This window comes from Streptomyces sp. NBC_00448, from assembly GCF_036014115.1.
Classification (GTDB): domain Bacteria; phylum Actinomycetota; class Actinomycetes; order Streptomycetales; family Streptomycetaceae; genus Actinacidiphila.
This window is the reverse complement of sequence record NZ_CP107913.1, coordinates 3,875,123-3,893,680: the sequence shown is the minus strand read 5'-3', so window position 1 is coordinate 3,893,680 and position 18,558 is coordinate 3,875,123. Positions and strand designations below refer to the sequence as shown.

18 protein-coding genes, 1 tRNA gene and 1 pseudogene are annotated in these 18,558 nt (G+C 69.9%); 13 read left to right on the top strand and 7 right to left on the bottom strand.

The genetic code is table 11. From position 1 onward, the window contains the following. Positions 1-64: 64 nt before the first annotated feature. The 9 genes and pseudogenes from galU to OG370_RS16375 all read left to right on the top strand — a co-directional run bounded on the left by galU (position 65) and on the right by OG370_RS16375 (position 7,667). Positions 65-973 (top strand): UTP--glucose-1-phosphate uridylyltransferase GalU, encoded by a 909-nt coding sequence (gene galU, locus OG370_RS16415; protein WP_328464939.1) that lies wholly within the window; start codon positions 65-67, stop codon positions 971-973. Further along, a complete protein-coding gene (glp, locus tag OG370_RS16410) occupies positions 970-2,292 on the top strand; it encodes a molybdotransferase-like divisome protein Glp (RefSeq protein ID WP_328464937.1) in 1,323 nt (440 codons plus the stop codon). Before galU ends, glp begins: the two co-directional genes overlap by 4 nt. An 88-nt stretch (positions 2,293-2,380) precedes the next feature. Beyond that, positions 2,381-2,863 carry a cyclic pyranopterin monophosphate synthase MoaC gene (gene moaC, locus OG370_RS16405; protein WP_328464935.1) on the top strand — a complete coding sequence of 161 codons (483 nt, stop codon included), beginning with the start codon at positions 2,381-2,383 and terminating at the stop codon, positions 2,861-2,863. Then, entirely contained in the window at positions 2,860-3,426 is a 567-nt protein-coding gene (locus tag OG370_RS16400) for a MogA/MoaB family molybdenum cofactor biosynthesis protein (RefSeq protein ID WP_328464933.1), read from the top strand. Before moaC ends, OG370_RS16400 begins: the two co-directional genes overlap by 4 nt. Further along, positions 3,423-4,043 (top strand): GNAT family N-acetyltransferase, encoded by a 621-nt coding sequence (locus OG370_RS16395; protein ID WP_328474163.1) that lies wholly within the window; start codon positions 3,423-3,425, stop codon positions 4,041-4,043. Before OG370_RS16400 ends, OG370_RS16395 begins: the two co-directional genes overlap by 4 nt. 128 nt (positions 4,044-4,171) lie before the next feature. Further along, a complete protein-coding gene (gene sepX / locus OG370_RS16390) occupies positions 4,172-5,257 on the top strand; it encodes a divisome protein SepX/GlpR (RefSeq protein WP_328464931.1) in 1,086 nt (361 codons plus the stop codon). A gap of 70 nt (positions 5,258-5,327) precedes the next feature. Next, a tRNA-Ala gene (locus tag OG370_RS16385) sits at positions 5,328-5,401 on the top strand. A 1,050-nt stretch (positions 5,402-6,451) separates the two neighbouring features. Beyond that, positions 6,452-6,682 carry an eCIS core domain-containing protein gene (locus OG370_RS16380; RefSeq protein WP_328464929.1) on the top strand — a complete coding sequence of 77 codons (231 nt, stop codon included), beginning with the start codon at positions 6,452-6,454 and terminating at the stop codon, positions 6,680-6,682. Between the two features lie 53 nt (positions 6,683-6,735). Then, positions 6,736-7,667: pseudogene (locus OG370_RS16375) on the top strand (IS5 family transposase). A gap of 90 nt (positions 7,668-7,757) precedes the next feature. Here the strand turns inward: OG370_RS16375 and OG370_RS16370 are convergent. Both OG370_RS16370 and OG370_RS16365 read right to left on the bottom strand, forming a co-directional pair. Beyond that, positions 7,758-8,198, bottom strand: coding sequence for a hypothetical protein (locus tag OG370_RS16370; protein ID WP_328464927.1), 441 nt, complete (start codon positions 8,196-8,198; stop codon positions 7,758-7,760). 30 nt (positions 8,199-8,228) lie between these two features. After that, on the bottom strand, positions 8,229-8,798 hold the full coding sequence (locus tag OG370_RS16365; protein WP_328464925.1) for a hypothetical protein: 570 nt from the start codon (positions 8,796-8,798) through the stop codon (positions 8,229-8,231). 840 nt (positions 8,799-9,638) lie between these two features. Here OG370_RS16365 and OG370_RS16360 point away from each other — a divergent pair. The 4 genes from OG370_RS16360 (at position 9,639) to OG370_RS16345 (ending at position 14,603) form a co-directional block, all read left to right on the top strand. Beyond that, positions 9,639-10,511: a putative RNA methyltransferase gene (locus OG370_RS16360; RefSeq protein ID WP_328464923.1), complete on the top strand. Its 873-nt coding sequence runs from the start codon at positions 9,639-9,641 to the stop codon at positions 10,509-10,511. 183 nt (positions 10,512-10,694) lie between these two features. After that, positions 10,695-11,330 (top strand): GTP cyclohydrolase II, encoded by a 636-nt coding sequence (locus OG370_RS16355; RefSeq protein WP_328464921.1) that lies wholly within the window; start codon positions 10,695-10,697, stop codon positions 11,328-11,330. A 261-nt stretch (positions 11,331-11,591) separates the two neighbouring features. Beyond that, complete coding sequence (locus OG370_RS16350) at positions 11,592-12,191, top strand: TetR/AcrR family transcriptional regulator (RefSeq protein ID WP_328474161.1); 600 nt, start codon at positions 11,592-11,594, stop codon at positions 12,189-12,191. A 192-nt stretch (positions 12,192-12,383) separates the two neighbouring features. Next, on the top strand, positions 12,384-14,603 hold the full coding sequence (locus tag OG370_RS16345; protein WP_328464919.1) for an MMPL family transporter: 2,220 nt from the start codon (positions 12,384-12,386) through the stop codon (positions 14,601-14,603). A 112-nt stretch (positions 14,604-14,715) separates the two neighbouring features. Here OG370_RS16345 and OG370_RS16340 read toward each other — a convergent pair whose 3' ends face one another. The 5 genes from OG370_RS16340 to OG370_RS16320 form a co-directional block, all read right to left on the bottom strand. Continuing rightward, positions 14,716-15,240, bottom strand: a complete 525-nt coding sequence (locus OG370_RS16340) for a methylated-DNA--[protein]-cysteine S-methyltransferase (protein ID WP_443060684.1) — start codon at positions 15,238-15,240, stop codon at positions 14,716-14,718. Further along, a complete protein-coding gene (locus tag OG370_RS16335; protein ID WP_328464915.1) occupies positions 15,237-16,772 on the bottom strand; it encodes an AlkA N-terminal domain-containing protein in 1,536 nt (511 codons plus the stop codon). Before OG370_RS16335 ends, OG370_RS16340 begins: the two co-directional genes overlap by 4 nt. A gap of 166 nt (positions 16,773-16,938) precedes the next feature. Next, positions 16,939-17,256, bottom strand: coding sequence for a GNAT family N-acetyltransferase (locus OG370_RS16330; RefSeq protein ID WP_328464913.1), 318 nt, complete (start codon positions 17,254-17,256; stop codon positions 16,939-16,941). Then, on the bottom strand, positions 17,253-17,519 hold the full coding sequence (locus OG370_RS16325) for a DUF2630 family protein (protein ID WP_328464911.1): 267 nt from the start codon (positions 17,517-17,519) through the stop codon (positions 17,253-17,255). The genes OG370_RS16330 and OG370_RS16325 overlap by 4 nt, the downstream gene beginning before the upstream one ends. A gap of 71 nt (positions 17,520-17,590) precedes the next feature. Continuing rightward, positions 17,591-18,466, bottom strand: coding sequence for a MerR family transcriptional regulator (locus OG370_RS16320; protein WP_443060683.1), 876 nt, complete (start codon positions 18,464-18,466; stop codon positions 17,591-17,593). Between the last annotated feature and the right edge of the window lie 92 nt (positions 18,467-18,558).

Genomic DNA, 18,558 nt, shown 5'->3' with positions numbered 1-18,558 from the left:
TGTATAAGCCATAATCCACCCGTTCTTCATCTTCTCCACATTCTTCGCCGCTATGGTGCACGGCATGACGAGTACACGTACACGGATCTCCAAGGCTGTCATCCCGGCGGCGGGGCTGGGCACCAGGTTCCTGCCGGCCACCAAGGCCACTCCCAAGGAGATGCTGCCGGTGGTCGACAAGCCGGCGATCCAGTACGTGGTCGAGGAAGCGGTCGCGGCGCAGTTGTCGGATGTGCTGATGGTCACCGGACGCAACAAGCGACCGCTGGAGGACCATTTCGACCGCAACTACGAGCTTGAGGAAGCCCTCCGCCGCAAGGGTGACGAGTCCCGGCTCGCCAAGGTTCGCGAGTCGAGTGACCTCGCCACCATGCACTACGTGCGCCAGGGCGACCCCAAGGGCCTGGGGCACGCCGTGTTGTGCGCCGAACCGCACGTCGGTGACCAGCCGTTCGCGGTACTGCTCGGCGACGACCTCATCGACCCGCGCGACCCGCTGCTGTCGCGGATGATCGCCGTCCAGGAGGAGTACGGGGGGAGCGTCGTGGCGCTCATGGAGGTCGAGCCGGCCAGCATCCATCTGTACGGGTCGGCCGCCATAGTGCCCACTACTTACTCCGATGTCGTGCGTGTCACCGACCTGGTCGAGAAGCCCGAGACCTCACAGGCGCCTTCCTTCTACGCCGTCATCGGACGCTACGTGCTCGACCCCGGGGTCTTCGAGGTGCTCAAGAAGACCCAGCCGGGCCAAGGCGGTGAGATCCAGCTCACCGACGCCCTGCGCGAGTTGGCCCACCAGGAGACTGACGGCGGCCCTGTCCACGGCGTCGTCTTCACCGGGCGCCGCTACGACACCGGCGACCGCGGCGACTACCTGCGTGCGATTGTCCGACTGGCATGCGAACGTGAAGACCTGGGGCCCGATTTCAGGACCTGGCTGCGTTCGTACGTCAATGAGGAGATGCAAGAGTGAGTCACGACGTCGATCGTTTGTGGTCCGTCACCGAACACCTGGACAACATCCTGGGGCAGCTCTCCCCTCTGGACCCGATCGACCTGCAACTCCTCGACGCCCAAGGGTGCGTACTGGTCGAGGACGTCACGGTGCCGACCTCCCTGCCACCGTTCCCGAACAGCTCCATGGACGGTTACGCCGTCCGGGTCGCCGACACCAAGGCCGCGACCACCGACCACCCCGCCGTACTCGACGTGATCGGCGACATCGCCGCCGGCAGCAGCGAGCCACCCACCGTGAGGCCCGGTCAGGCCGCCCGCATCATGACCGGAGCCCCGCTTCCCCCCGGCGCCGAGGCCGTCGTCCCCGTCGAGTGGACCGACGGTGGCACAGGCGGTGGGCCGGCCCGCTCCATGGCGTCCTTCGGTGACGACCCCGGGGGCGCCGGCGGTGAGGTGCGCGTGCACAAGGCTCCGGAGACCGGGCAGTTCGTACGGGCCCGCGGCAGTGATGTCACCGCGGGCGAGTTGGCACTCGCCGCGGGCACCGTGCTCGGCGCGCCCCAGATCGGACTGCTGGCCGCGATCGGCCGCGGTACGGTCACCGTCCGACCGCGCCCCCGGGTCGTGGTCGTCTCCACCGGCAGCGAATTGGCCCAGCCAGGTGAGGAACTGGGCCCGGGCCGTATCCACGACTCCAACAGCTTCGCCCTCACCGCCGCGGCCAAGGCCGCCGGCGCCATCGCGTACCGGGTCGGCGCGGTCGCCGACGAGGTCGAGACGCTGCGCGCCACCATCGAGGACCAGCTCATCCGCGCGGACATCATCGTCACCAGCGGGGGAGTCAGCGTCGGTGCCTACGACGTCGTCAAGGAGGCGCTGTCGTCACTGGGCGGATCGTTCGGCGAGGACGCGGAGGAGGCCGCCGGGTATGTCGACTTCCGCACACTCGCGATGCAGCCGGGCAAGCCGCAGGGCTTCGGGCGGATCGGCCCCGAGCACACACCGCTGCTGGCGTTGCCGGGCAACCCGGTGAGCGCGTATGTGTCGTTCGAGATGTTCGTACGACCGGTCATCCGCACACTCATGGGCGCGGGTGACGTGCATCGGCGGGTCGTACAAGCCGCGTGCACCACCGCGATCGAGGATTCGCCGGACGGCAGGCGGCAGTTCCTGCGCGCGCAGTACGACAAGCGGTCCCGTACCGTCACCCCTGTGGGTGGCGCCGCTTCCCACCTGGTCAAGGCCCTTGCGCACGCTGATTCACTGATCGTCGTACCGGAGGCCGTCACCTCGCTCTCCGCGGGCAGCGAAGTCGACGTGGTCGTGCTGGACTAGCACCCGGCATCCCGGCTCGCGGGCCAGCGCGCCACGCCCGGTCGCAGGCCGGTACGGTGTCTGCCCAAGCGACCGCACCGGGAGAACGATGAGCAGCGCGCAGCAGCACCTCACCCACGTAGACGAGGCAGGCGCAGCCCGCATGGTCGACGTCTCCGCGAAGGACGTCACCGCACGTACCGCGCGTGCCACCGGGCGCGTCCTGGTGGCTCCCCGTGTCGTCGAACTCCTACGCGCCGACGGCCTGCCCAAGGGCGACGCGCTCGCGGTCGCGCGGGTCGCCGGCATCATGGGCGCCAAGCGCACGCCTGACCTCATCCCGCTGTGTCACCCGCTGTCGCTGTCCGGTGTGAAGATCGACCTGGCGGTCACCGATCAGGCGGTCGAGATCACCGCGACGGTCAGGACGACCGACCGCACGGGGGTCGAGATGGAGGCGCTGACCGCTGTCGCAGTCGCTGCGCTCACCGTTGTCGACATGGTCAAGGCCGTCGACAAGGGTGCCGTCGTCACCGATGTGCGGGTCGAGGAGAAGACCGGCGGTAAGTCCGGCGACTGGCGGCGGCCATGACCGCGCCCAGCGGCGGCCGACCACCGGGCCCGCCGCGCGCCCTGGCGGTCACCGCGTCCAACCGGGCCTCCGCGGGGGTGTACGAGGACCGCGGCGGCCCGCTGATCGTTGCCGCGCTGGCCGAGTGGGGCTTCGCCGTGGACGGCCCCCGGGTCGTCCCGGACGGGGAGCCCGTGCGTAAGGCGCTCATCGCGGCGGTCGACGCGGGCTACGACGTCGTGGTCACCACCGGCGGCACCGGGATCTCACCGACCGACCGCACCCCCGAGGTCACCCGGGCGGTGCTCGACTACGAGGTGCCGGGCATCGCAGAGGCGATCCGTGCGGCAGGCGGGCGGAAAGTGCCCACTGCGGCGCTGTCCCGTGGTGTCGCGGGGGTCGCCGGCCGCACCCTGGTGGTGAACCTTCCCGGATCGACCGGCGGGGTGAAGGACGGCCTTGCCGTACTCGCGCCGATCGTCGTCCATGCTGTCGATCAGATCCGCGGCGGCGATCACCCGAAAGAGCAGTCGGATCGTCACTCGGACGATGATCCGCAATCCGTCACTGGGAGACCGAGCTGAACGGGTCCTGGCCGGCCGAGTTGGTGGACGGTGACATCACCCTCCGCCCGATCCGGATGCGTGACCAGCGCGCATGGCGCGAGGTCAACCGGCGCAACCGCGACTGGTTGCGCCCCTGGGAGGCCACGGTGCCGCCCGCGCCGCCGGGGCAGGTCGTACAACGTCCCACATATCGTCAGATGGTCAGACATCTGCGCCGGGAGGCGAACGCCGGGCGCATGCTGCCGTTCGTCATCGACTACCAGGGGCGCCTCGCGGGTCAACTCACCGTCGCGGGAATCACCTGGGGCTCCATGTGCTCCGCGCACATCGGCTACTGGGTGGATGAGGCGGTCGCCGGCCGGGGAGTGATGCCCACATCCGTCGCGCTCGCCGTGGACCACTGCTTCCGGCGGGTCGGGCTGCACCGGGTGGAGGTCTGCATTCGCCCCGAGAACGGGCCCAGCCGCCGGGTCGCCGAAAAGCTCGGCTTCCGCGAGGAGGGGCTTCGTCCGCGCTATCTGCATATCGACGGCGGATGGCGCGACCACCTCGTCTACGCGCTCACCGCGGAAGAAGTGCCCGACGGACTCGTCGGCCGATGGCGGCAGGCAAGGCCGGGCACGCCTCAGAAATAAGACTATTGTTCGAAAGTAAAGCTCATCGCGCGTTCATCGCACAAAAATCTCGACGTATCAGCCAGATCGTGCGACACACCGGGCCGAATTGCCAATGGCGTGTCTCGATCGCCCCTACCGTGTAGCACGTGAGCAGTAGCGGCCTCATCTACGCAGTCATCGTCGGGGCCTGGGCTGCCTACCTGGTGCCGATGTGGCTCCGTAGGCAGGACGAGCTCAACGAAGCGCGTCCGACGGAACGCTTCAGCACCGCCATCCGGCTGCTGTCCGGGCGGGCGGCGATGGAGCGGCGCGTCGCCAAGGCGCGCGGTGAGACCGTTGACCCCGCCGCCGACGCACCGGACGACGACGCCGACCCGGACGAACCGGACGCGTCAGTCGACGTCCGGGGGCTGGCCGTGCCCGCGACCGAGGTACGGCGCCCCGCGGCACGCCCGGCGCCCACCGCCCAGGCTGCCAGCTCCCGGGACGCGGGCAACCAGCGAGCCCAGTTGCTCGCCCGGCGCCGCCGCACCACCACCACGCTCTTCCTCGCCTTCACCATCGGCGCCATCGCCGCGGCCGTCGGGGGCGTCGCGCTGCTCTGGGTCCCCGCCATCCCTGCGGTCCTGCTGACCGTCTACATCGGTCAGATGCGCCGCCAGGAGCGCCGACGCTACGAGGTCCGCCTCGACCAGCGGCGCGCCGCCGAGGCCGCGCGCCGCCTCAGGGCCCCTCGGCCGGCCGCTCCGGCGGCCGAGCGCGGTCGCGACCGTGACGAGCGCCCGGCGCCCGCCCCCGCTGCCCAGGGTGCCCGCCCGACGCCCTCTGCCGCGCCTGCGCCGTCGCCCCGCTCCGCCGACCGCCGCGCCCTGGTCGAGCAGACCGACCACGCCGAGTGGGTCGACCAGCAGCGCGCGCAGCAGTCCGCCGACGACGGCTGGGCGCCCGTACCGGTGCCGCTGCCCACCTATGTGACTGCCCCTGTCGCCCCTCGCACGTCCGGGGGCGTCGACCTCGGCGCACCCGACACCTGGAGTTCGGCCCGCTCCGGTACGACGCCCGGCGATTCCGCGGCGGCGCGCGAGCAGCGTGACCGCCGCGACGCCCCGCAACCCCGGGAGGCGGCCGAGCCGCGCGAGCAGCAGCCGCCGGCGCGCCGCCCGCGCACCACGCGGACCCCGCTGTTCGACCAGTACGCCGACCCCGACCGCCCTCGCGCCGCCAACGAGTGAGCCTGGTGAACCAGCCGATATCAGGTTCACGACCACCCTCCCGGGGATGCTAGAGTTTTCCTCGTTGCAAGGGCCTGTGGCGCAGTCCGGTAGCGCACCTCGTTCGCATCGAGGGGGTCAGGGGTTCGAATCCCCTCAGGTCCACAACACGACTGTTCTCGATTTACCTCGGGAAGAGTTCAATGAGATCCCGCCCGGTCATGGCGACCAGGCGGGATTTTGGCGTCTGCGGGGGCTGAACGCCGCGGCATCCGGACGCGGCGGCGTCGGACCTGATCGCCTGGTCGCCCGATTGCTTTCGGCTCGGAGTTCCGCGGCGCTCCGGAACCACTTCGCATCAGGGGAGCAAGGGGGCGGATGGTGGGCCCCGCGGATGACCACCCGGGCACGGGTGCGGCTGGGCCGGATACGCAGGAGCGGAAGGGCGACAGCTCGCGCACGGCCTGGGGATGGATCACGGAGTTCATCCTGGAGTTCGTCGGCGAGGGCATACTGCAGCTCCTCGCCGGCCTTCTGCTCGCGGGAGTCGCGACCGGGGTCTACTGGGGATGGCAGCACAGTGCTGTGCTCACCTCGGGGGCCATCGCGGTTCTGGTCGTCGCTGTCGCCGCCGTGGCAGCCGCCTGGCGGCATCCGGCCCCGCTACGGGTTCGTCGGCTGGGCGTCGCTCTGGTGACGGTCCTTGGCCTCCTTGCCCTGTTGTTCCTCCTGTACGGCACGAACTGCGGCTGTCTCTCTCGGGTCGTTCGCAGCCGGCCGGTACGTCGAGGTCGGTGGTGTGAGCAGGGGGACGCCGAAGTGGGGTGACCTCCTGGTGGCAAGCCCGTGCTCGTCATCCGCGCGCCGCGTGGGTACCTGCGAGGGCACCGTGCTCTGCCCTTCTCGCCCTCCCGCGCGAGCCGGGCACCGGTATATGCATGGAACTGCCCGTCTGTGCCGTGACAAGCGACTTGACTCATGCGTGCCCACGAGAGTGACAAGACGCCGCAAGCGGCCGTACGCCGTGGGGCGGCCGGTCGAGCGGCATCGCGACCCTCACTTCCAGCGGCTCTCCAACCTGGAGGCTTGGACGGGGCCTCGCTCCTTGCCCTGCAACGCACCGTGGGCAACGCCGCGGTGGCTGGGATGCTGGAGCAGGCCCAGCATGCCCACTCGGGCAGCCGCGGACACCAATCCGCCGCCTCGGCTCCGGCAGTGCAGCGTTCGTCCTTCGACGAGGTGCTCCGTACCTCGGGCACGCCCTTGGCCGAGCCGGTCAGGCGGGACATGGAGGCGCGGATCGGAGCGGACTTCTCCGACGTGCGGCTGCACACAGGAATCACCGCCCAGCGGTCCGCAAGCGAGATCGGCGCCCGCGCCTACACCATGGGCAATCACGTGGTCATCGGCGACGGCGGCGCCGACCGGCACACCCTCACCCACTAGGACCTGTCCGGTCGATCATGTGACTACTCCGCGCCCGTGTCGTTGATGTGGACATGGGGCGGGGTGATCTCACGGATGCCGAGTGGGAACGGTTGCGGCCGTTCCTGCCGGTCAGTAACGGTCGTTGCGGCAGGTGGCGGGACCACCGGCAGGTGATCGACGGGATTCTGCACCGAGTGCGGACCGGCGTGCAGTGGCGTGACCTGCCCGAACGGTTCGGGCCCTGGAAGACAGTCTATGAACGCCACCGGCTGTGGTCGGCCGACGGGACGTGGGAGCGTCTGCTCCAGCAGGTCCAGGCCGCAGCCGACGCGGCAGGTGAGATCGACTGGGACATCTCAGTCGACTCAACCATCGTTCGTGCGCATCAGCATGCGGCGGGCGCCCGCACCGACCCGCCGCCGGCGCCCGGCTCAAAGGGGGCCGAAAGGCCAGAACACCAGGACGAGACGCCGTGGCAGAGCCTGCAAGGCCGGCTGGTGGAGGTGGTGCGAGAGGTGAAGGCCTTGGCCGCTCGCGCGGCGGCTTCACCACAAAAATCCACCTGAGCGCGGACGGCCGCTGCCGCCCACTTTCCTTGATCGTCACACCCGGCCAGCGGGCGGACTGCACGCAGTTCAAACCGGTGCTGGAGAAGATCCGCGTCCCGAGGTCCGGGCCGGGCAGGCCCCGCAAGAAGCCGGACAGCGTCGCCGCCGACAAGGCATACAGCAACGGACCGTGCCGCGAGTACCTGCGACACCGGGGCATCCGGCACACGATCCCGGAGAAGACCGACAGCCAGGCCTCCCGCCTGCGCAAAGGCTCACACGGCGGGAGGCCACCTCGCTTCAATGCGGAGCGGTACAAGAAACGAAACACCGTCGAACGGGCTATCAACCGGTTGAAGCAACACCGGGCGGTAGCCACCCGCTACGACAAGCGCCATTATGTCTACCTCGGCACCGCCACTGCGGCAGCTCTCACGATCTGGCTCCGCACATGATCGACGGGAATGCTCAGTGTCACTGATCCGGCAACGTGCCGCGCTGCCGTAGTCGAGGGTCTGCACCTCACAACAGCGATCGAACCGCCGCTATGCGGGGCGAAGAACGGGATCGATCTCTGCCAGGCTCGCATGCAACCGACGGGCCCCCTGGGCAACACGATCGTCGGTGTCGCCCGACATCTCGTCGCAGATCCGTAGCGCCTCGTCCAGATCGTCCGAGAAGATGCTGAAGACATCGACGATCGCGGTGTGGATGTAATCGGCGTGGTTGTCGTTGGCGACTGCCAGTGCGGACGCGACTATCGTCAGTCCGACCCTGTCCTTTCGTCGAAGCAAGCCCTCTGCGGTCCGCCGGGTGACGAAGGTGTCACCACGGTCGAGCACAAGGTCCAGCAATAGCTCTACGGCCTCCGGCATCTCGGCGAACCCTGCCAGGCTGTGACCGGCATCCGCCCGGTCACGCCAGTCATCGCTTCGCCCGAGTTCGCCAAGCGTCACGACCACCGCACGCCGCAGGTCACTGTCCACGGATTCGCCCGCCTCTTCCCACGATTCCGGTCAAAATATCACCGAGGCGCCTTCCCGGATGATCGCCAGGACAGGTCCTAGTTGAGAGTCGTCCACCAGCGGCAGTGCTCGGTCGCGGGGACCGACAACGGCCAGGGCCTGAAGATCTCGTCCCCGACCGACCACTTCGAACGGGAGGCCGAGGCCAACGCGACCAGGGTGCTGGCCAGTTCGGCACCTGTGCAGCGGGCGGTCGGCAGCGCGACGGCCGGACATCCCGACGAGCCGGCCGTCCAGCGAACCATCGGCTACGAGAAGGGCAAGTGGTCGCAGGAGAACCTCCCGCCGGACCGCTTCGCCGAACGACTCGCCAAGGCGGCGGGCGAGTTGGAGGGAGTTCACTTCGCCATCCCGTATCGCAAGCTGTTCAAGGAGCTGGAGAAGGCATCCATCAGGGTCGAGATCGACGATGAGACGAGCTTCGCGGGCGCGCGCGCCAAGTTCGCCATCGACGATCAGACCGCGGAGGGCGGCGTGCTGCGGAAATCGCGGCCCGCTGACGACGCGTCGCCTCGCGAACTGCGCGAGTTCGCCGCAACCGTGACCCATGAGATGCAGCATGCCCTCGACTCCGTCACACGTCGCTTCAAGTCCCAGACCCCCGCGCTGACGATGAAGGAGCGGTGGATCTGCTCGGAACTGCGGGCCTTTCGGGGGCAAGGCCGCGGCGGCGCTCAAGCTCGCCATCGGGGACAGCTACCTCAAGAGCCAGGGCAAACTCTCCGCGATCCTCAAGGACGTCAAGGAGGACCGACTCTCTTCCGAACGCAAACGACTCGCCCTGGAGTTCCACTTCATGGACAGCCACGCACACGCCGGGTCCCCGGCCCTGTCCGTCTACGGGACCACGGCCGCCATCAAGGACAGCGAGCTCCTGAACCGCCTCGCCGGCTACTTGAGGGTCTACAAGCTGGTTGCGGGTTCTCCGACCAACGAGACCGCGCTGACGTGGTTGTCCGAGAATCCGACTGTCGAGCAGAAGGGCGTTCTGGAGGGCGTCGCCCTGTTCCACCAGCAGCGCCCCCCAACCCGAGTAGGGCATCCGGCGACGGCCTTGCCGGCGTGTGGCGTCGTGTGCGCCGCCCTGGGGCAGCGGTTCGTACGTGTAGCGCCGGGGGATGGCGGCGCTACACGTACGAGGGGAACAGGCCGAGAAGCCCCTCCAGTGGCCCGCCCGAAGCCCGTAGGCGGCCGTCTGCGGCGACGGCGCCGTCGGGTGGGGAAAACCCGCTCGGGTCGACCGTGTGGCCGTACGGGGCGATTCTGAGGCTGTCGGCGGTATGTGATCCCTGTCGGACATTCGCCGACCGCGTGCCGCCTATCCTGCACCGGAGGACGACTGCAGCCCGCAGTCGCAAACCGCAATCCCAATCGACGCCGAGCAATGCCGAGGAACAGAGCATGCCCCCAACCGCGTTCGAGGACGGCGACCCGCGCCGCCGGCTCCTGGACGTCCTTCGCTGCCCCCTGTGCGGTGACGGTCTCCACGCCTCGGCGGGCGCTCTGCGGTGCGGCAGGCGGCACACCTTCGACATCGCGCGCCAGGGGTACGTCAGCCTCCTGACGGGTGACATGCGGGCCGGAACGGCCGACACCGCAGAGATGGTCGGTGCCCGTGACGCGTTCCTGAGCGCGGGGCACTACGCGCCGTTGGCCCGCGCGGTGGCCGAGGCCGCCGACCGCTGGTGCGAGGCGGGGGGCGCCGTTCTGGACGCGGGCGCCGGTACCGGCTACTACCTTGCCGCCGCCCTGGACGCGGTGCCCGAGGCGGTCGGGCTCGGCGTGGACGTCTCCAAGTTCGCACTGCGCCGCGCGGCGCGGGCACATCCGCGGGCGCTCGCCGCCGTATGGGACGTGTGGCGTGACCTCCCGGTGCAGTCGGAGTCGATGGACGTCGTGCTGAACGTCTTCGCTCCGCGCAACGGACCCGAGTTCCGGCGTGTCCTGCGTCCGGACGGTGCGCTTGTGGTGGTCACCCCGACCCCGCGGCACCTGGCCGAGCTGCGGAGCGCCGCGGGCCTGCTGACCGTTGACGCGGCGAAGGAGGAGCGGCTCTCCCGTACGCTCGACGCTCACTTCCGGCCCGAGCGCGCCGATGCGCTGGAACTGGAGTACGGCTTGCGGCTGACACCCCAGGAGGCGAACGACCTCGTGTCCATGGGGCCGTCGGCCCGCCACGTCGACGCCGCGGAACTGGGCCGACGTATCGGGGCCATGGGTGACCCGGTCGAGACGAGCGCATCCTTCGCCGTGGCGGTCTACCGGCCCAGGTGACGTGCTGCGGCGCGCTGGGCCGCCTCCTGGGTGCATCCCGACATCAATGATCGCGCCGCCCGCCTCGTCGCGTGGCTCCACCCCGTGGGCGGCGCCGCCGTGTGACCCGACCCACGTGATCCGGGGGAAATAAACCGCGACCCGGAGGAGCTTGAGGTTTCAAGATCTTACGAGGGAGTGGCGATGACGGTTGACGCTGGTGCGGCTGTGGCCGCCGCCAAGGTCCGTACGAGGGTGCGTGTTCCGCTTCGGTTCTCCGACGGGTGGGGGACGACCGCCGATGTGTACACGTTCACCGGTCTGGTGGACGGAAAGGAGCATCTGGCGTTGGGCATCGGCGACTACCGCACCGGCGGCGTGCCGCTGGTGCGGCCGCACTCGGAGTGCATGACAGGTGACGTGTTCGGCTCCGAGCGGTGCGACTGCGGGCCGCAGTTGAGGGAGTCGGTGGAGCGGATCGCCGCCACCGGCGGCTACTTGCTCTACCTGCGGCAGGAGGGGCGCGGCATCGGGCTCTACGCGAAGCTCGACGCCTACGCCCTTCAGGACGACGGCCTCGACACCTATGAGGCGAACCTCGCCCTCGGCCGCGGGGAGGACGAGCGTGACTACACCGCCGCCGCGCAGATGCTCATCGCCCTGGGCGTCGGGAGCGCCCGGCTGCTGACCAACAACCCGGACAAGGCGCGGCAGCTCGACGCCCTGGGTGTCGAGGTCGTCGAGCGGGTGCCGACCGCCGTCCACGTCTCGGCGTCGAACGTCAGCTACTTGCGGGCGAAGGTCGAGCGCACCGGGCACACCATCGCACTGCCGGCGTGACGGTCTTGGTGGTCGGTCCCTGACGTGGGTGAATGCGACGAGCGCGCTCGGGTGTGCGGCGCCAGGGGTGCCGGATCGAAATCACCTGATGGGGGCTTGACGGTTGCCTGGCGGAGACGTGATACGGCCCACGATCGAAACGGTGGCGTTTCGATCGTGGGCCGTTTACGCTCTTAGGTGTACGACATCGTTTCGAAGCGTATCCATACGGTGCGGTGAGTCCGTATGATCGGCGCGACCGTCAGACAGGGAGGAGAGGGCATGTCGCCGGAAACCGGTACTTCTACGCGGCGCAGTCGCCTGACTCCCGAGCGCGAGCGGGAACTGTACGAGGCTGTGGTCGACCTGCTGCGCGAGGTCGGCTACGAGGCATTGACCATGGACGCTGTCGCCGCCCGTACCCGCTCCAGCAAGGCCACCCTCTACCGCCAGTGGAAGGGCAAGCCGGAACTGGTCGCCACGGCGCTTCGGCAGTGCAAGCCGATTTCCCTCGCGGACATCGACACCGGGTCCCTCGCGGGCGACCTCCACGAGCTCGTGCGGCTGCACGACGAGACCGAGGTCAAGCGCGACCAGGAGCTGATGCGCGGGCTGTCGCATGCCGCGTTCCAGAACATCGACCTGTTCCGCGCCCTGCGCGAGCTGCTCATCGAGCCGGAACTGGTCAGCTTCGCCGAACTGGTGCAGCGCGCGGTGGACCGCGGTGAGCTGGCTGCGGACAACCCGGCGCGGGACTTCGTGCCGCACATGCTGTTCGGGGGGGCGCTGACCCGCCCGATCATCGAAGGCATCGACCCCGATCCGGAATACAGCCACAGATACATCGACGCGGTGGTCGTCCCCGCGCTCGGCCTGTCCTGAACACAGCGACCCGATGATCGGTCCGGTCGGCCGGATCGGTTCGTCCGGCCGCTGATCCGACCGCGTCCGCACCAGCGAACCTTTCCGTACCGCCACATCAGCACACCACTCTCCACCTGACACGCCGCTCTCGTCGTCGGGCTGGTTCCTCACGCCCATGTCCGCCCCCTCCTGACGGGAGCCCATGCCTCCATGGCCACATTCCTCTACAAGCTGGGCCGGTTCTCCTTCCGGCAGCGGCGCTACGTAGTCCTGTTGTGGGTGGCGCTGCTCGCCCTCGCGGGCGTCGGCGCCGCGACCGCGCGATCCGCGCCGGCCGACAACTTCACCGTCCCGGGTACCGAGGCGCAGCAGGCGTTCGACCTGCTCCACGAGCGCTTCCCCGGCACCAATGCCGACGGCGCATCCGCGCGCATGGTCTTCCAGGCGCCCAACGGGCAGAAGATCACCGCTGGGCCGAACAAGGCGGCGGTCGAGAAGGTCGTCACCGATCTGAAGAACAGCCCGCAGAAGGCGACGGTCGCGGACCCGTTCACTGCGGACGCGGTCAGCAAGGACGGCACCACCGCGTACGCATCTGTCAGCTATGTCGCCAAGTCGACAGAGGTCACCGACGCGACCCACACCGCGATCGAGGACGCGGCGCAGCACGGCCGTGACGCAGGGTTGACCGTCGAGACGGGTGGCACCGCGCTCCAGGCGTCGCCCGAGACCGGTAACAGTGAGGTCATAGGCGTCGGCATAGCGGCGGTCGTGCTTTTGATCACGTTCAGTTCGCTGGTCGCTGCCGGCCTGCCACTCCTGACCGCGATCATGGGCGTCGGCGTCGGCATCGCGTCGATCACCGCCCTGGCGACGACCCTCGGCCTGTCGAGCACGTCGTCGACCCTTGCATCGATGATCGGACTGGCAGTCGGCATCGACTACGCGCTGTTCATCGTCTCGCGCCACCGCCATGAGCTCATGGAGGGCCGAGACGGCGAGGACGCGGCGGGGCGCGCGGTCGGTACGGCCGGGTCGGCCGTGGTGTTCGCCGGGCTCACCGTGCTGATCGCGCTGGCGGGCCTGGCGGTGGTCAACATCCCGATGCTTACCAAGATGGGCCTGGCGGCGGCCGCGACGGTCGCGCTTGCCGTGCTCATCGCGCTCACGCTCATCCCCGCGCTGCTCGGCTTCGCCGGCCCCAAGGTGCTCACCCGCAAGGTGCGCAAGGGGCGCGCCAAGCCGACGGACAAGCCGAACATGGGCACGCGCTGGGCGCGGCTGGTAGTGCGGCGCCGGGTGCCGTTCCTGGTTGCCGCGGTCGTGGCGCTGGGTCTTGCGGCCATCCCGATGAGCCGGATGGAACTCGGGCTGCCCGACGACGGTTCGCAGCCCGTCAGCACCACCCAGCGCAAGGCGTACGACATGCTGTCGGACGGCTTCGGACCGGGCTTCAACGGGCCGTTGACGGTGGTCGTCGACGCTGCGCACAGCAAGCAGCCGAAGTCGGCCGCCCAGGACGTCAAGCGGACCATCGCCGGCTTCGCGGACGTCAAGACGGTGACCGGGCCCGCGTTCAACCCGAAGGGTGACACGGCGACCCTCACCGTGGTGCCCGCGTCGAAGCCGAGCAGCACACAGACCGAGGACCTGGTGCACACCATCCGCGGCCATGCGGGTGACTTCACCGACTCCACGGGCGCCAAGGTGCTCGTCACCGGTACCACCGCGATGAACATCGACGTCTCGCAGCGGCTGAACGACGCCCTGCTGCCGTACCTGGCGCTGGTCGTGGGGCTGGCGTTCCTGCTGCTGATGGTTGTGTTCCGGTCGGTGCTGGTGCCGTTGAAGGCGGCGCTCGGCTTCCTGCTGTCGGTGCTCGCGGCGCTCGGCGCGGTGGTGGCGGTCTTCCAGTGGGGTTGGCTGTCCGGTCTGATGGGCGTTCAGCAGACTGGTCCGATCATGAGCATGATGCCGATCTTCATGGTCGGTGTGGTCTTCGGACTGGCCATGGACTACGAGGTGTTCCTGGTCACCCGGATGCGTGAGGCGTACGTACACGGCGAGTCGCCGCGTCAGGCGGTCGTGACCGGCTTCACCCATGGTGCGCGGGTGGTGTCCGCGGCCGCGGTCATCATGATCAGTGTGTTCGCCGGGTTCATCGGATCATCGGAATCGATGATCAAGATGATGGGCTTCGGACTTGCGATCGCGGTCGCGTTCGACGCGTTCGTCGTCAGGATGACGATCGTGCCGGCGGTGCTCGCGCTGCTGGGGAAGTCCGCGTGGTGGCTGCCGCGCTGGCTGGACCGCGCACTGCCCAACGTCGACGTCGAGGGAGAGCAGTTGCGCAAGAACCTCGCCGAGCGGCCGAGTCTCGTTGCGTCCTCGGACGAGGACGAGGAGGACCTGGAGGGCATGCGGGTCTGACAGCCGCCGCTGTCGTAGCGCAGTAGGTGCAGGGCCCCGGCCGGTCGTGGTGACGGCCGGGGCCCGCGCGTCCAAGTGTCGAGGCCGCGGCATGTCACCCGCGCGGGTGACGTCACGTCAGGGTCGGTTGATGTGCACCGCGTTCGAGGTCGAGCAGCCACTGCTTGCGGGCGAGGCCGCCGCCGTATCCGGTGAGGCTGCCGTCGGCGCCGACGACACGGTGGCAGGGGACGATGATGCCGATCGGGTTCTTGCCGTTGGCCAGGCCGACCGCGCGGGAGGCGCTGGGGCGCCCCATCTCCGCGGCGAGTTCGCCGTAGGTGACGGTCTCGCCGTACGGGATGTCGCACAGTGCCGCCCACACGCGCTTCTGGAACGGCGTGCCGAACATGTGCAGGGCGAGGTCGAAAGAGCTGAGTTCGCCGTCAAAGTAGGCGGCGAGTTGTTCCTGGGCGCGGTCGAAGGCGGGCAGGCCGGCGCGCGGGCCGAAGCTCGCCAGGGGCGGGAGGTGCCGCTGGTCGGTCATGTAGAGGCCGCTGAGTTCACCCTCCCGGGCGACCAGCGTGAGGGGGCCGCAAGGGCTGTCGACCACGGTGTGGACGGCCGACGCCTTCCTGGTCGTCGTCATGGTGCTCATGGTGCGGTGCCTTCCGGAACTGAAGTGGCGCGGTCGTCGGAGGGTTTGACGGCCGGGTGGTCGTCGTCCGGGAGCACGTTGATCGGATGATCGCCCGTCGCCCACAGGTACTGCGTCGCGTATGCGCGCCAGGGCTGCCAGGCGGCGGCGTGACGGGTCAGCGCGGCCGGGGTGGTGGGCAGGCCGAGGTCGCGGGCCGCGTATCTGACACCGAGGTCGGTGGGCAGGAACGCGTCCGGGTCGCCGAGCGCGCGCATGGCGATGGTCTCCACGGTCCACGGCCCGAAGCCTGGAAGGGCCGTGAGCCGGGCCCTGGCGCGCTGCCAGTCGCTGCCGACGTCCAGGTCGAGTTCGCCGTCCACCAGGGCGCGCAGCAGCGCTGCGAGGGTGTCCTTGCGGGTCTGCGGCATCGCCAGTGACGCGGGGGCGCGCTCGATGAGCGTCTCAGGCGAGGGGAACAGGCGGGTGAGGCCGCCGCTCGGGTCCGCGACGGGCTCCCCGTACGCCGCCACCAGGCGCCCCGCGTGGGTGCGCGCCGCGGACGTCGAGATCTGCTGGCCGAGCACCGCGCGCACTGCGAACTCCGGCCCGTCGGCGACCCGCGGCACCCTGCGTCCCGGTGCTTTGGCCACCAGGGGCGCCAGCACCGGGTCGCAGGACAGGAGCGCGTCCACGGCGAGCGGGTCGGCGTCCAGGTCCAGCAGGCGCCGGCAGCGGCTGATCGCCTGCCCCAGGTCACGCCAGTCGGTCAGCGACAGCCGGCAGCCGACGTGGTCCGGTCCCGGTCGCAGCGACACCGTGCCGGGGCCGTTGGGCAGCCGCAGCGTGCGCCGGTACGCGCCGCCGCGCCACTCCTCGACACCTGGGACGGCGGTGGCCGCGAGGTGGCCGAAGAGGTTGTCCGGGTTGAGCGGGCGGCGGAACGGCAGCCGCAGCGCTATCGAGCCCACGGCGGCGGCCGGGCGGCCCTTGGCGACCCTGGCGCGCAAGTCGCCCGGGGCCAGGGCGAACACCTCCCGCACGGTGTCGTTGAAGGTGCGGATGCTGGCGAAACCGGCCGCGAACGCCACCTCGCCCATCGGCATGGAGGTCGTCTCGATGAGCAGCCGCGCCGTCTGCGCGCGCTGGGCCCTGGCCAGTGCCAGGGGCCCGGTGCCCAGTTCGGCGAGCAGCTGGCGCTCGACTTGCCGCGCGCTGTAGCCGAGCCGGGATGCCAGGCCCGGTACGCCCTCCCGGTCGACCACGCCGTCGCCGATCAGCCGCACGGCCCGGGCCACGAGGTCGGCGCGCTCGTTCCACTGCGGCGAGCCGGGGCTGGCGTCGGGGCGGCATCGCTTGCAGGCACGGAACCCGGCCTGCTGGGCGGCTGCCGCGCTCGGGTAGAAGGTCATGTTCTCGACCTTCGGCGGCACGACCGGGCAGCTCGGCCGGCAGTAGATACGCGTGGTCAGCACCGCGGTGAAGAACCACCCGTCGAAACGGGAGTCCTTCGACTGCACGGCCCGCACGCAGGCGTCGAAGTCCGTATGCACCTGACCAGTGTCGCGCCTCGTCACAGCGTCGGTCTGGCGAGAATCCGACACGGACCTCGGTGCGGACGGCACGGACACTGCGACGGAAGCCAGCCTTTGTCCGTGGGTGCCGGGTGCCGGGTGCCGGCCTGGCATCCATGGACGCGTGGCCCGACATCCAGGGTGCCTAGTCCGTCACCTTGCTGTCAGGTGCGTAGCGCAGGTCCTCGTAATCGGGGTGCTTGCTGATCCACTCGTCGATGAAGGGGCAGATCGCCAGGACGCCGAGCCCGCGGGCACGGGCGTCGTCGAGGGCGGCGCGGGCCAGCGCCGAGCCGATTCCGCGGCCTTCGTAGCCCTCCTGCACCTCGGTGTGGACGAACGCGATCAGCACGTCGCCACGCAGGTAGGCGGCGAAGCCCGCCAGGTCGCCGTCCGTGCGGGCTTCGTAGCGCTGCGCGGCGGGGGCGTCGACGACGGTGAGGTCGTCGGGGGTGGGGCTCACGAACGGTAGCCCTCAACGGTCGAGGAGGGCCGTACGCGGGCGCCTCCCGGGTCCTCGCCGGCCTCGGACAGGGCGCGGCGCTGGCGCAGCAGGTCCCAGCACTGGTCGAGTTCGCGCTCCAGGGCGGCGAGGCGTTCGCGCTGGTCGCCACCCTCGTCGTCGCCTCCCGCGAGCAGGTCCCGCAGGGCCTTCTCGTCGGAGACCATCGCACTGATGCGACCCAGGATGGCATGTTCGGCGTTGGCGTCTTGAGGCTGTTGCACGGGGCACCTCCCGATCGATGGGCCGTTTCCACTCTCTCAGGTCGTACGGAACGACGCGCGCGGGGCGAGGGTCAGGGTTCCGGCGTGAGGGGAGGCGGGCACGGCCGCTGCGGCCGCTCGTCGCCGGCGGGGCCGGGAGTCGCGTCGGCGTCGTGGTCGTGCGCGGTGCCGGGGGCGTCGCCATGGGTGGCGGGGGGAGGGTCTGTGTGGCTTCGCATCCAGGTGTCGATCTCGGCGCGCACCTTGCGGTCCATGGCGAGTGACATCTCCGCGTCGACGATGTTCTTGGCCAGCGGGCGCAGCCGGTGCAGGGACTCGGCGATCCGGTGGGCGTCGCCGGGTGTCAGCCCGGTCAGGTCGCCCATGACGTGGGACTTGATGACCTGGGTGAACAGGTCGGCCATCGCGTCGACGTGGTTGCGTACCTCCCGGCCCGCGGCCAGGACCGCGGACAGCGGCACGCCTTCGCGCACGAGCGCGGCGGAGGCGTCCAGCAGGCGGCGGCTGACGTGCACGACCTGCTCGCCGTCGACCGCGATGTAGCCGATCTCCAGGGAGTCGGTGAGGTTCTCGGGGCTTATGTCCTCGCCGAAGTAATCGGCGAGCTCCTGGGGGCTGAGCCTTACCGGGGTCTCCTCGGACCAGGGGATGGCGAGTGCGCCTTCCAGTCCGAGCAGTTCGGCGACACCGTCGAGGGTGCGGCCCTGTTCCCAGGCCGCGATCAGCTCGGCGATGCCGCCCAGGGTGTGGCCGCGCTCCAGGAGGGCGGAGATGGTGCGCAGCCGCGCGAGGTGGTCCTCGGAATACCACGCGATCCGTCCTTCGCGGCGCGGGGGCGGGAGCAGGCGCCTTTCGCGGTAGAACCGCAGTGTCCTGACGGGGATGCCGGCTGCTTCGGCCAGTTCCTCGACGCGGTACTCGCGCGGCACGGTCGCGTTGTCGTCCACGTCGCCAGCCTAGGGGGTGCAGAAATCCTTCCTCGCGGCCGACCGGGGTGCTCCGCTGGGGGCGCGCTCGTCGCGCGTGCACCGGGGGCGGC